The organism is Arthrobacter sp. 24S4-2 (assembly GCF_005280255.1).
GTDB lineage: Bacteria > Actinomycetota > Actinomycetes > Actinomycetales > Micrococcaceae > Arthrobacter.
The window spans coordinates 2,246,078-2,258,769 of record NZ_CP040018.1 but is presented as its reverse complement, the minus strand read 5'-3'; the positions used below and the strand labels follow the sequence as shown (position 1 = coordinate 2,258,769).

At 62.1% G+C, this 12,692-nt stretch carries 11 protein-coding genes and 2 pseudogenes; 10 read left to right on the top strand and 3 right to left on the bottom strand.

Features of this window, described 5'->3' with window-relative positions; all coding sequences use genetic code 11:
- The first annotated feature begins 178 nt into the window (after window positions 1–178).
- From FCN77_RS10280 to FCN77_RS10250, 7 genes and pseudogenes are all read left to right on the top strand, one after another.
- Window positions 179–1,221 (top strand): annotated as a pseudogene (locus tag FCN77_RS10280) (LLM class flavin-dependent oxidoreductase).
- A 50-nt stretch (window positions 1,222–1,271) separates the two neighbouring features.
- Window positions 1,272–1,646 (top strand): DoxX family protein, encoded by a 375-nt coding sequence (locus FCN77_RS10275; RefSeq protein ID WP_137322197.1) that lies wholly within the window; start codon window positions 1,272–1,274, stop codon window positions 1,644–1,646.
- A 145-nt stretch (window positions 1,647–1,791) separates the two neighbouring features.
- Window positions 1,792–2,286 (top strand): MarR family winged helix-turn-helix transcriptional regulator, encoded by a 495-nt coding sequence (locus FCN77_RS10270; protein WP_137322196.1) that lies wholly within the window; start codon window positions 1,792–1,794, stop codon window positions 2,284–2,286.
- Between the two features lie 122 nt (window positions 2,287–2,408).
- The gene (locus FCN77_RS10265) at window positions 2,409–3,215 is read left to right on the top strand and encodes an MBL fold metallo-hydrolase (protein WP_137322195.1); all 807 of its coding nucleotides are present in this window, start codon (window positions 2,409–2,411) and stop codon (window positions 3,213–3,215) included.
- Entirely contained in the window at window positions 3,206–3,652 is a 447-nt protein-coding gene (locus FCN77_RS10260; protein WP_137322194.1) for a nuclear transport factor 2 family protein, read from the top strand. Before FCN77_RS10265 ends, FCN77_RS10260 begins: the two co-directional genes overlap by 10 nt.
- Before the next feature lie 137 nt (window positions 3,653–3,789).
- Window positions 3,790–4,305, top strand: a complete 516-nt coding sequence (locus FCN77_RS10255) for an MFS transporter (RefSeq protein ID WP_254678927.1) — start codon at window positions 3,790–3,792, stop codon at window positions 4,303–4,305.
- A gap of 234 nt (window positions 4,306–4,539) precedes the next feature.
- Window positions 4,540–5,769 carry an IS110 family transposase gene (locus FCN77_RS10250; protein WP_137322193.1) on the top strand — a complete coding sequence of 410 codons (1,230 nt, stop codon included), beginning with the start codon at window positions 4,540–4,542 and terminating at the stop codon, window positions 5,767–5,769.
- Between the two features lie 519 nt (window positions 5,770–6,288).
- On the opposite strand, the gene FCN77_RS10245 is transcribed toward FCN77_RS10250, so the two are convergent.
- Window positions 6,289–6,789, bottom strand: coding sequence for a cupin domain-containing protein (locus FCN77_RS10245; RefSeq protein WP_137322192.1), 501 nt, complete (start codon window positions 6,787–6,789; stop codon window positions 6,289–6,291).
- A 67-nt stretch (window positions 6,790–6,856) separates the two neighbouring features.
- On the opposite strand from FCN77_RS10245, the gene FCN77_RS10240 reads away from it, so the two are divergent.
- From FCN77_RS10240 to FCN77_RS25905, 3 genes are all read left to right on the top strand, one after another.
- Complete coding sequence (locus tag FCN77_RS10240) at window positions 6,857–7,480, top strand: TetR/AcrR family transcriptional regulator (protein ID WP_137322191.1); 624 nt, start codon at window positions 6,857–6,859, stop codon at window positions 7,478–7,480.
- Window positions 7,481–7,862: 382 nt separating this feature from the next.
- A complete protein-coding gene (locus tag FCN77_RS10235) occupies window positions 7,863–8,552 on the top strand; it encodes an MFS transporter (protein ID WP_368074327.1) in 690 nt (229 codons plus the stop codon).
- A 573-nt stretch (window positions 8,553–9,125) separates the two neighbouring features.
- Entirely contained in the window at window positions 9,126–9,299 is a 174-nt protein-coding gene (locus tag FCN77_RS25905) for a hypothetical protein (protein WP_175417208.1), read from the top strand.
- 494 nt (window positions 9,300–9,793) lie between these two features.
- Here FCN77_RS25905 and FCN77_RS10230 read toward each other — a convergent pair.
- Window positions 9,794–10,975: pseudogene (locus FCN77_RS10230) on the bottom strand (IS3 family transposase).
- A gap of 184 nt (window positions 10,976–11,159) precedes the next feature.
- Entirely contained in the window at window positions 11,160–12,644 is a 1,485-nt protein-coding gene (locus FCN77_RS10225; RefSeq protein ID WP_137322189.1) for an IS1182 family transposase, read from the bottom strand.
- Window positions 12,645–12,692 lie beyond the last annotated feature (48 nt).

Below are 12,692 nucleotides of genomic sequence, written 5' to 3'. Positions count from 1 at the left end.
CTGACGTCTCGACGTACTCGCGCCACACGGCCAGTTCATTCCGGCTTGGACTCCGCCGAGCAGTTTTGTTGTTCTTATCCACGACTACCCCGTCCTCGCTTGACACGTCAACCATACGGGCTGATGATTGACGTGTCAATTAAATGATTGACACGTCAATCAGAGAGTAGGAAGCGAAGTGATCTTTGGACTGGACACGTTCGGCGATGTGCCCCTAGACGACGCCGGAGTACCTGCGAGCCATGCCCGCGCCATTAGGCAGTTGGTGGACGAGGCCGTACTGGCCGACCACCTGGGAGTCGACGTCTTTACCGTGGGTGAGCATCACCGCTCGGAATACTCCGTGTCAGCACCGGAGACGGTGCTGGCCGGCATGGCCACCCGCACCTCACGTATCCGCCTCGGCTCCGGGGTCACGGTACTCAGCTCCGATGACCCGGTGCGGGTCTTTCAGCGGTTCGCCACAGTGGACGCACTTTCAAGCGGTCGGGCCGAGGTGATCCTAGGCAGAGGATCCTTCACGGAGTCATTCCCGCTCTTCGGCTACGACCTCAAAGACTACGACGTCCTGTTCGAAGAAAAGATTGAACTCTTCGCCAGGCTCCTCGATGAGAAACCTGTGACATGGAGCGGCACCACCCGCGCTCCGTTGGTGGATGCCGATGTCTATCCCAAGACAGAGGGTGGGCTGAAAACCTGGGTGGGCGTGGGCGGCACGCCTCAGTCGGTAGTTCGCACGGCGAGGTATGGATTCCCCTCATGCTCGCCATCATAGGCGGACAACCGGAACGGTTCATGCCTTTTATCGATCTCTATAAGCGGGCGGCTGGCGAATTCGGGACCACGGCGTGGCCGGTGGGAATGCACTCCCCGGGATTCATCGCAGACACCGATGACGAAGCCAAGTCAATCTTTTGGCCCCACTACAAGGTGGTGCGGGACCGCATCGGAGCCCTCCGTGGCTGGCCGCCTGTTCGGCGTGAAGACTTCGAGGCAGAAACGCAGCATGGCTCCATGTACGTCGGCTCTCCCGAGACCGTCGCAAAGAGGATCGCGCGCGCCGTAGGCTCCCTGGACGTCGGCCGCTTCGACCTCATCTTCACCTCCGGAGCCCAGCCGATCAGTGCACGCCTCAAGGCCGTGGAACTCTACGGCAGCAAGGTGGTGCCCATGGTCCGCGAAATCCTTGCGGAGGGCGGTCAGTCAAGTACGGCCGCCTGATCCCGCTTACTTTTCCCACACTCAAACACGCACTACGAAAGAAGACCATCATGAACATCGCCCTCTGGGTCATCACCGCCACCCTCGCGCTCCTTTTCCTTGCAGCCGGAACCATGAAGGTCGCCCAACCCAAAGCCAAACTCGCCGCCGCAGGCCAAGGTTGGGTGGAGAACTTCTCCGACGGCGCAGTGAAGAGCATCGGCACACTCGAAATTCTCGGTGCGCTGGGCCTGGTCCTGCCCGCCCTGCTGAACGTCGCGACGTTCCTGGTGCCCACGGCCGCCGCAGGCCTTGTCCTTCTCATGGCCGGCGCAGCCATCACGCATGGTCGACGGAAGGAAACTCCCAACGTCATCATCAATATTGTTCTGGGCGTTCTTGCCCTGGGCGTAGCCGCGGCCCGCTATGGGCCTCTTGGCCTGTAACAGGGCGCCGGATCCGCGCGTCCGACGATAAGAAACAACGACGGCGCTGCCCCCACTCAGCACGCTGAAGAGGTGAGTAGCCGCTCCCCGAGCAGCCAGCAGGCTTATGCTCAACACATCACCCTGCGCCGCGTAGTGTTGAACTGTGAGCGGAGTAGAGGAATTCGGGTCCGGCCAAGAGGCTGCCAATGACTATCGTGTCCTCGCCTTCGGTCGTCTCCTCGGTGCGGCGAACCGGCTGGAGCATCTCCTTGGGCGCGACCTGGAAGAGGAGTTCGGCATCAGTCATTCCATTTTCGAACTTCTACTTCTGGCAGGTAGGGCCGGAAGTCAGGGAATCCCGGTGCGGGACATCGCCCAGGCCCGGGTGCTGACCTCCGGCGGAGCCACCCGGTTGGTACAGCGCGCGTCAGCGCTGGGTCTGATCGAACGCGAGAACTCCGCTTCTGATGCCCGGATCCAGCTGATCCGTCTCTCCGCACACGGCGAAGATTTGCTCCTTCGCGCCAGTACCCGCCACGTAGAAAACATCGAACGGCACCTCCTCAACCTGCTCTCACCCGGGGAGGCGGAGGTATTCTCGGCTGCCGTGAAAAAGATCAGCAAGCACGCCGCGCGGGAGCTGCCGATCATGCCGTGACTATTATGGGTCCTACCCCCAGGAATAGCTGACTGGTCAGCTATTGTTGGACCTGAGTGAGCGTGCCTTGCGCGACTCGCCCCGGACAGTTCTCCGGGGACATCCGAGAAAGGTTCACCACCATGTCACTGAATTTTGAGGTCTTCGATCTCGACTTCCCCGCAGGTTCACCCAACAAGTCAGCAACGTTGATTACCGGCCCCTCAAAGGCTCTCCTCGTGGACGCCGGCTTTACCCTGGCTGATGGCCACCGACTCGTTGCGGCAGTCCTGGACTCCGGCAAGGACCTGGAAACGGTCTTCATTAGCCACGCCGACCCCGATTACTACTTCGGCCTGGAAGTCATCGCCGACGCGTTCCCGAATGCTACGATCCTGGCCACCCCCATCGTGATTGAACACATCCAGGCAACCTACGAGGGCAAGCTCAAGGCTTGGACAGCGTTGGGGGCCAACCTACCAACCCGTCTGGCAACGATCACTCCCCTGACAGCGGACGCCATCGATCTTGAGGGGTACCGCTTCGAACTCCGGGGCGGCTCGGAGATTCTCCCCGACAGGCACTACCTCTTTAGCGCGGACCAGAACGCAGTAGTCGGCGGGGTCCTGGTCTTCCAGGAGGAACATGTGTGGACCGCAGACACTGCAACTCCCGAAAAGCGCTCGGCATGGATCGAGCTCCTTGACCAGATGCAGGCCCTGAAACCCGAACTCGTCATCGCAGGCCACCGACTGCCGGGAACCGCCAACGACGCCTCTGGTATCAACTACACCAGGTCCTACCTCCAAGAATTCGAGCGGATCCTCGCTCGCTCAGCTGACGCGGCGTCTGTCACCGCTGCCCTGATCGAAAATTATCCGAACTCCGGGATGCTCATTGCTGCGCAACTCGGGCCCAAGGTCGCCAAGGGGGAAATGACATGGGGCTGAACGATACCGCCGAGCCTGCCCCCTCAACCTCGCCACGCGACGTCGTCCGCCGGCAGTACATTGCATCAGCGGCCCGTGACCTCGAAGCGCTCCGTGCCACTATGGCCCCGGATGTCGAGTGGACGGAGATGGCAGGCTTCCCCCTCGCCGGAACCTACCGGACACCCGCGGGCGTCACGTCGAACGTGATGGAAATCCTCGGCCGGGATTGGGACGGCTGGGCTGCCCACGACGACACATACGTCGTTGAAGGCGAAAACGTGGTGGTACTGGCCAGATATACCGCCAAGCACCGGGCCAGCGGGAATCCCCTGAACGTCCGGGTGGCCCACCACTTCATCGTTCGCGGCGGACTCATCGTCCGCTTCGAACAATTCGTAGACACTGCAAAAGTCGCCGAAGCAAGCCGCCCGGCCAACGGCTGGCAAGAGGCATAAATGCCCTTGCCTCTAGCGCGCCGACCGATACCGGAGTGCGGTCAAGGCCACGCAGAATGTAGCTGGTAGCCTACACGCCCATTCCTTCCAGTGCGGGCTGGTTCTACAGGCAGCCGCAGAGGTCGCCACCTCTGCTGTTGTCGTTCGCCTCCGTCGGCATCAGCTTCCTCTTCCGGCCTCTCGGTGCCTTCCTTGCCGGCCATTACGGAGATAAGCTCGGGCGCCGCGCCATGCTCGTGCTGACCCTGATCCTCATGGGCGCGGCCACCACCCTGATCGGCTTCCTGCCGACCTACGCGACTGCCGGGGCTCTCGCCCCGATCATGCTCCTGCTGCTGAGGATCCTGCAAGGCATCTCCGCCGGCGGTGAATGGGGTGGTGCTGTCCTGATGGCGGTCGAGCACGCCCCCCCGCGACCGCCGCGGACGGGCCGGGGCCTTCCCCCAGCTGGGCGTCCCGTTGGGGCTGCTCCTGGCCACCGGCGTCACAGCGCTCATGACCGGTGTAATCTCCCCGGGGCGGCCTTCCTTGAATGGGGATGGCGCGTACCCTTCCTACTGAGCATCGTCCTCATCGTCGTTGGCTACTTTGTCCGCCGCGCAGTGGACGAATCCCCCGTCTTCCAAGAAATTGCCGCAGCCAAAAAACGGTAATACTGGAAACGGTCTTGGGCCGGTGTGACTCCCCAAAAAACTGACGTGCCTCCGGTGCTGTCTTCCTGTTGATCTGTCCGCCGGTTCAAGGTCCGTCAAAGGGGTGTTGAGCCAGGCGGACATGACTTCATAGGAGCCTGATTCGACCAGTCCCATTACCGTTTTGTCTGCCCACCTGGCCCGCGCCCCATTCAATCAGCCATTGACCACGCGACTGAGGGGCACCTTTCCATCTTGGCAAACGAAACAACTAAAGTCATCGCAGGTATCGACACCCATGCCGACACGCACCATGTGGCTGTCATCAACGAATACGGCAAGCCTCTTGCGGACAAGGAATTCCTGGCCGTGGGTTCCGGGTATCGGAAGATTGTGGAGTTCATAACCAGCTATGGCCCTGTCGCTGCAGTAGGGGTCGAAGGGACGGGTTCTTACGGCGCCGAAATCGCCAGGACCCTGCGCGGTGAAGGTCTGTGTGTGCTGGAGGTGAACCGACCGAACCGGGCTGCGCGCCGGCTGAAGGGCAAATCAGATCCGTTGGACGCCTACCAAGCCGCTCAATCGGTACTCGACGGCCGGACCACAGCGATCCCGAAGGCCAAGGATGGTCCCGTGGAATGCCTGCGAATCCTGCGTGCCGGGCGCACCTCGGCAGTGAAGGCCCGCACCGCTGCCATCAATCAGATCAAGGGCCTTCTCGTGTCGGCTTCGGACAACCTCCGGGCGAAATACCGCGGTTTGGGAACTGCGGCGATGATCACGGCACTGCAGCGCTCCAGACCCTCGGGCCATATTGCTGACCCTGAGTACGTGTGTCTGTTGGCGTTGAAGGCTCTCGCCACCCGTTGCCAGTCCCTCGCGGCAGAAATAGCGGCCGCGGACGCCGCGCTCCGGGAAATCCTTGATACCTACGCGCCGATGCTCTGCGACCTTCCAGGTGTGGGAACCGAAGTGGCCAGCCAGCTCCTGGTCACCGTTGGGGACAATCCGGACCGTCTTGGGAATGAGGCCCAGTTCGCCGCCCTCGTCGGGGTTGCGCCCATACCCGCGTCCTCGGGCAAAACGACCCGTCACCGGCTCAGCAGAGGCGGTGACCGCAATGCCAACCGTGCCCTGCATCAGGTGGTACTGGTGCGTATGGGCTCGTGCCAGCGGACTAAGGACTACGTGGCCAAGCGCACCGCCGAAGGCAAGAGCAAACGGGAAACGATGCGCTGTCTCAAACGCTACGCAGCCCGGGAACTCTACCGCCAGATCACCAACCCTCAGCCGGCACCAAGCAACGCCGACCTGCGCCAGATGCGCACCAAACTTGGATTCACTATCACGACCGCAGCCCGCGAGCTCGGTCATTGGCCTTCCAAAATTTCCAGTCTGGAACGAAGCCTTATTCGTAACGATGCACTTGCCAAGAGTTACCGCCAATGGCTGACCCAGCAGGCAGCTGCAACCCGGACTACCTAAGCTTGACGGGCGTTCGGCCGAGTGGCAAACCCGTTCGTTGTCCTGCTACCGGAGGCGACGTCCGCGAACACAGCGCGCCCTTGTAGGCCGGCAGGGAGGAGCGGGTCACGCTGAAGTTGGGCGTCCTACGCACCCGAGGGGATCTCGATATGTCACGCTTCAGTAGGCGCCGATGACGAACTCGGAGATGCGGGCGGCGAATTGATCGGGTTCGGCCGGGTGCGCCATGTGGCCCAGATTGGATCAGGTCTCGATGCGTGCATGAGGGACGTGGGTCAGAAGGTGGTCTCGGTCGGCGACATCGACCGGTCCACCCGCAAGCCACAAGTAGCGCACAGTGACGCGGTCGAGAACAATGTCGATCCCGGATTGAAGGTCGGGTTTCTACGCGTTCGCTGGATTCTGGCTGCACCCGCGCCAGCGTCGATGGCGCCCAGCAGTGCCAAGCGGGGGAGACCGCCCCGCCACCGGAAAGGGCCGGACCGGATTGTGGTCGGCGGTCAGCCTGGAGCCGCGGCGTCAGTCCTCGGCTTGCGGAAACGGGGGAGGCCCGACTATGTTAATGCCGCCGTTCACCCGTCCTGATTCCCGGATGCGGTCAAAGTCCACCAGGCCCGTCTCGTTCCCGGGGTCGAGAGGTTCGCTGGCGCCGTCGTAGAACGCTTGGGCACTGCCGGGGGTGTGGAGACACAGTACACGGGTCCCCTCCTGCAGGACCTTGAAGGCGTGCGGGACACCGCGCGGGGCGATGGTCACCCCGCCAGCAGCGACCTGGTGTTCGGTTCCGTCCATATTCATCAGGATCTCCCCGGCCAGGACGTAGAGGGTCTCGTCGGAGTCCGGATGGGTGTGCATGGGAGTGACTTTGTTGAGGACCATCTCAACTTCTAAGAGAAGGAAAGCCCCCGCGGTTTCTTCCTCCGTCGCCTTCCATGTCTGCACTCCTCCGCCGAAGAACCAGCGCCTGGCCCCTTCCCCTGGCTGCCGGACTATCGCTGATGCGGTCTTTTTCGTCTCCATTGTGCTCGCCTCGATGAGTGGGGGGAAGATATATGGGACTAATGTCCCATAACAAGACTTGTGTATCATGGTGGTTATGTCAAGACCTTACGCCGACGTTGGCCGGACTGGTCAGAAGCGCCGCACAATGGATGCCTTGGTTACGGCCGCGCGCTCCCTGGTTGCGGCCGGTCTTTCCCCTACGGTGGATGATGCTGCGAATGCCGCAGGGATAGCGCGGAGTACGGCCTACCGGTATTTCGCTGGACAGCGGGAGTTATTGGCAGCCGCCCATCCGGAAACCGCACGGACATCGCTGCTGCCGGCGTCTCCGCCTGCGGGTGTGGCAGAACGGCTGGATGCGGTGATCGTGGAGTTCACCAGAATGATTGTCGAAACTGAATCCCAGCAACGCACGATGCTGCGGCTTTCGCTTGAGCCGACTGACAGTGAAGGGCATGACCTTCCGCTCCGGAAGGGCCGGGCGATTGGCTGGATCACGGAGGCGCTTGCGCCACTCCAAGGGAATATGACGGATCAGGATATTCATCGACTGGTCTTAGCAATCCGAAGTGCCACTGGAATCGAGTCCCTGGTCTGGCTTACTGATGTTGCAGGCCTTAGTCGGGAAGAGGCCATCGCCTCGATGCGGTGGACCGCCGGAGCCCTCCTGTCCCGGGCCGTGACCCATGGGCTTCCAACCAGCGCATGACTTGGCCCTGCCTAGGCCCCATTTGCACCCGTTTCCTGGACTGCCGAACGTCTCACATCCAACCTGGAATCGGAACAGCCAGGGCGGGACACTCACACGCTGATCCGGCTGTCAGATTCCAAAGTGGCCTACACCGGCCCCTGGACCGTTGGCTGCTGCGATTACCGCTCAGATGTTTACCGCAGCCGCAGCTGTCCTTGCCGTTCCGCTTGAGGAAACGGCGGTCCGAGTCAATGACTCCGGAGAAATGGTGTTTCTCCGGTGCGCAACGAGCACTCTGGATTGGAAGCGATTTTCAGCGGACAAACACGTCATACCAGTCCTGAATCAAACGGCATGCTCGATTTGACGACTATAGGAGCATCAACCCCGGATACCGATCGTGGAACTGTTCCGACGTCACGGACTGCTCGTGGTCATCGCTGCCCTGATCTTCGCAGGCAACAACGCTGCAGGATATATGGCAACCGGCGGCTTCATCCCCAGCTACGCGTCCAGCCCCGCTGTCGGTCACGAACGCACCGACGTGCTCGTCGCGGTCACTTACGGCGCTGGAGTCTGGTTCGTCTTCACCTACCTCGCCGGCTACCTCTCGGACAAAATTGGCCGCAAGAACACTTATTTCCTAGGCTTCGGCGCCCAGCTGCTGGCCTGCTTTCCGCTCTTCTGGCTTATCAACACCGGTTCCTTGCCGATGCTCTACGTGGCGATGACCATCTTCAGCGTTGGTCTGGGACTTGCGTACGGCCCGCAGGCAGCCCTGTATTCCGAGATGTTCCCGGCCTCTGTGCGCTTCTCCGGCGTCTCCATCTCCTACGCCCTGGGTGCGATCCTCGGCGGTGCCTTTGCGCCCACAATCGCCACCGCGCTCGTACAGGCCACCGGAGGAACGGAAGCCGTATCCCTATACCTCGTGGGCATGACACTTATTTCCCTCGTGGCCGTCTCCTTAGTGCGGGACCGCTCCGGCTTGGATCTTTCCATCCGGCATCAGGCCGAACAAGAAGTTGGAGCGCACGTCTTTGACCGCCGAACCGCCGCCGTCCCAAATGAACCCACCCAAGTTAACTGAGCGAACCGCGTTGGGCCGGGCTAGCTGAGAGCGCCCGGCCCAACGCGACGGAAGACGACTGCCTGCAGCAAGGACGCTGCAGGCTGCATCCCACCGGGAATTTTGAAGCGAAAGCCAGCAGAAGCACCAAGTGGATTCAGGCGGTTCTTGACGGACCCATCGGACGCCGTGCCTCCTGCAATGTCAAGAAAGTAGATTCATATGCCCCCGACGACACTTACTCCCTCACAACATTTGGGGCGCAGCCTTTTGGGGCCGGCCCCTCCGGGTTTCTCCTCGGACAAAGGAAATCTTTTGACGACCCTTTCGGTGGGCGTGCAGCGGTGGCACCTGGCGTGGATCCTGGTGGTGGCGGTGAAACGCGGTCTGCCGCTGGTGATCGGCCACTGTGGTTCGCCCCGGGGGCGGACCTTTTGGGAGGTTCCTGGCCCGTCTGCGGTTGAGGCTGTCACTAACTATCGGCTTCACCTCTGATGTCGCGTGGCTTTGTGCATTGTGTAGCGTGGGCAGTGTGCGGTGAAGAGGGCCTCTGTACTGGGCGGAGGTCGAGCATCTTCGCGCGACGGGGTAATCATGGACGATCTTGGGGTAGCTGTCGTTGTGGACGACGAAGCCGATATGCGGCATTTGCTTGAGGGTATCCTGCGGCAGGCAGGTTTTAGTGTTTATTCAGCAGCCGGTGATGTGCGACAGCCGGGAAATGATCTGCTGCACGAAAAGGTCCATGGCGGCTGTGCTGCCCTTTGAACTTCAGTGGAGCCTTGCCAAAACGGCAAGTCCCGGCCGTATTTCCTGACCTAGCGAGACCGGGCCGGCTCTTCCACACGGCGGGTTCCCGACACAAGTGGTGCTGGCATACTCTTTGCGAGGAGCGTGTTGGGCGTCTGTCAATCTGGCGCCCCACTAGCTAGTGGACTGGTCTGGATCGAGTACACACCAAGCTGACGTCAGGTGATTGGCTCGGAGCCGTCAGAATAGGGCTCGTTTCTTCCTTCTCTGACGGAGACTCGTGAGGCTCTTCGACCCCATCCTGACACTTTCGATCCGCCCGTAGGGGCAGAACCGGCATATGGATTCGCACCTGTGCACACCGTGGGAGCGCGGTCGCGCTCCCTGCTGCCCGTGTCAGCTGCACCTACGTGCCGCCGATTCCACCGTACCTGCACTTAAACGCCGATAACAGCGCACATGTCGCTCTGAGCTGCTGCGGGGATTTCGGACAGCGGAATTAGTGGATTCTTCTACGCTGCCAAGGCTGGCTGTTGATAACCATAGTGGACTTCGTTAGGCCGCCGGTAACCGAGCGCGGAGTGACGGCGCCGGCTGTTGTAAAACCCTCGATGTACCGGATGACGTCGCTCCGGGCTTGTGATTTTGTCGCGTAAACAGTCCGGTACACACGCTCGTTTTTCAGGGCTGAGAAGAACGATTCGGCCATGCTGTTGTCCCAGCACACGCCGGTGCGTCCCATCGACGAGCGCATGCCCAGGCCGATCACCAGGGCCCTGAACTCGGTCGAGGTGTACACGCTGCCCCGATCGGAATGCCAGATCGCGTCAGGCTCGATCCGGGTTGTGGCGGCGGCGTTCTTGAGCGCATCGGCGACGAGCCCGGTGCGCATGTGATCGGCGATGGACCAGCCGACGACTTTCTTCGAGTAGCAGTCAATGACGGTGGCGAGGTAGACGAATCCCTGCCAGGTGTGGATGTAGGTGATGTCGCCGACGAACTTCGCCCCGGGACGGTCCGCGGTGAAGTCCCGCTTGACGAGGTCGGGCATGCCCGCGGCCGCCTCAGCATCAGCCTCGGTGGTGACGCGGAACGGACGTGGTTGACAGGCCACCAGGCCCTGGCAGCGCATGATCTGCCGCACCAACTCCGGAGAACACTCGGTCTGTTCCGCGGCGAGATCGGCGTGGATGCGCCGGTACCCGTACGTGCCCTCGGACTCCTCGAAGTAATGCCGGACCCGCGCCGTCAGGGCCCGGCGGCGCCCCGAGGTGGCCGATTGCGGGCGGGTGGCCCAGTGATAGAAACCCGACGTCGAGACGGCCAGCCAGCGGCACATTCTCACTACCGAATTCAGTTGGCGGGCTCAGCTTTTTGGGAATCGATGAATTCATACTTGCTCACTACCGCTGCTCCCGCGCGAAGTAAGCGCTGGCTTTTTTCAAAAAGGCAGTCTCCGCCCGCAGCTCTTGAACTTCACGCTCGAGCTCCTTCAGCCGGGCCCGTTCCGACACCGTCAGATCCACCTCCGTGCCGCCGTTGGCCGCCCGGTACTTGACCAGCCAGTTGCGGAGCGTTTCGGGGCCGACACCGTACGCGGTGGCCACGTCCTTGATCGGCCTGGACGTGTTGATCACCTCGCGGCACAACTCGTCCTTGAACTCCTGGGTAAATCGCTTGCGTGATGCGGTCATGCTGATCTCAACTTTCGGTAGACCCCATTTTAAGAGGGCCCACTGTCCGAGATCTCTGTGGCAGCTCACTCCTAGGAGCGTGGGGCGGTAGTGGTTTCCGTCATCCAGGGGTGGTCCTGTCTACTGACCGGTGACACGTTGCCATCTTGATGGCCGGGCAGCCGTGGCCGCCTTGGCCCGTGGGTTAGGCTCCGGCCGGGGCGTTGAGACCGGCTTTGGCTTTGAAAGTGAACAATTTCAGCAGGTTGTGACAGCCTGCCATCAGTTCCCACTCGTGTTTGGCCTGTTCGAGGCCGCGCAGGAGTACGTGTTTGCCCTGGCGGGTGTGGATTTGCCCGAAGACCGGTTCGATGATCGCCTTGCGCCGCGCGTAAACGGCCCGGCCCTTCTTGGTTTTGAGTTTCCTCGCCATCCGTTCCCGGAGTGTGGCGGTGGCCGGGATCCTGCCCCGGGGCGTCTCGGGAACCTTTTCGCCGTGTTTGAGCCGGCCGGTCGCGATGAAGAACTCGGTCCCGCCGGCGGCCTCGATTTCCTTCACGTGTTCGAGGTTGGCTGCTGAACAATATCCGGCATCAATGGTCCATTGGGCGGCCATCCGGCCCAGGGTTTCGGCGGTGCGTTCGGTCATCGGGACCAGTTGCTGCACGTCCACCGCGGTGTTGTTCAGATCGGTGGCGACGATGACCTGATGGTCCGCGTCGACCACGGCCTGGGCGTTGTAGCAATAGTGGTACGAGCCGTCTGCGGTCTTCATGATCCGGGAGTCGGGGTCCGTGAAATTGCGCTGGGCCCTCGGTCTGACCTCCGCTTTGGCCGCGGCTTCCTCACCCTTGGCCGCAGCCGCCCCGTCGTCATCGCCGCGGTCCCGGGCTTTCTGCTCCGCCTCTTGGCGTGCTTTGGCTGCCGCGTCCTCTTCGAGCTGTTTGCGGGCCGCGGCCATCTTCGCCAGCCGCGATTGCCGGTCGGCCAGGTCCGGCGGGAGCTCATCGCCGCGCGTATCCGCCCCGAACCGGGCATCCTCCTCCCTGTCCACGGCCTCGGCGTCGGCGAGCATGTCCGAGACCTCCGCGGCGAGGATCCTCTGTTTTTCGGTCAGCCGTCCGTAGCTCATCGCCTTTCGCCGGGACGCGTTGGCCCGCACCTTCGTCCCGTCCAGGGCAACCCGGCCCAACGAGACCATGCCCGCGGCCCGGCAGAGTTCCAGCGCCTGCAGGAACACGTTCCCCAACGCCGCGAGATGGCGTTTGCGGAACCGGCCGATGGACCGGAAATCCGGTGCCTGCTGCCCGGCCAGCCAACGGAACGCGACCACGTCCACGCACGCCCGCTCCAACTCCCGGGAGGAACGCACCCCGACGCAGTAACCGTAAAGCAGGACCCGGACCATCAACCGCGGATCATACGGCGGCTGGCCCTTCGTCTTCCCATACGAGCCGTAGAACCGGGACAGATCCAGCTCCCGGGACACCAGATCAGCGATGAACCGGGCCAGATGATTGCCCGGCAACCACTCATCCAGCGACGGCGGGACCAGCATCACCGCGTCCGGCTCAAAGGATTTGAACCGCTTCTTCACACCAGCACCGGCCTCAACGATCCCGTCATCAAAACGCTCCACCCGCTCCACGAGAGCTTCATCAAAAAGGCCATCCTGGGAACCGGAATTCATACTCCCGATTCTTCCAGCCACCCCTCCCGCACCCCGGCAATTCACACG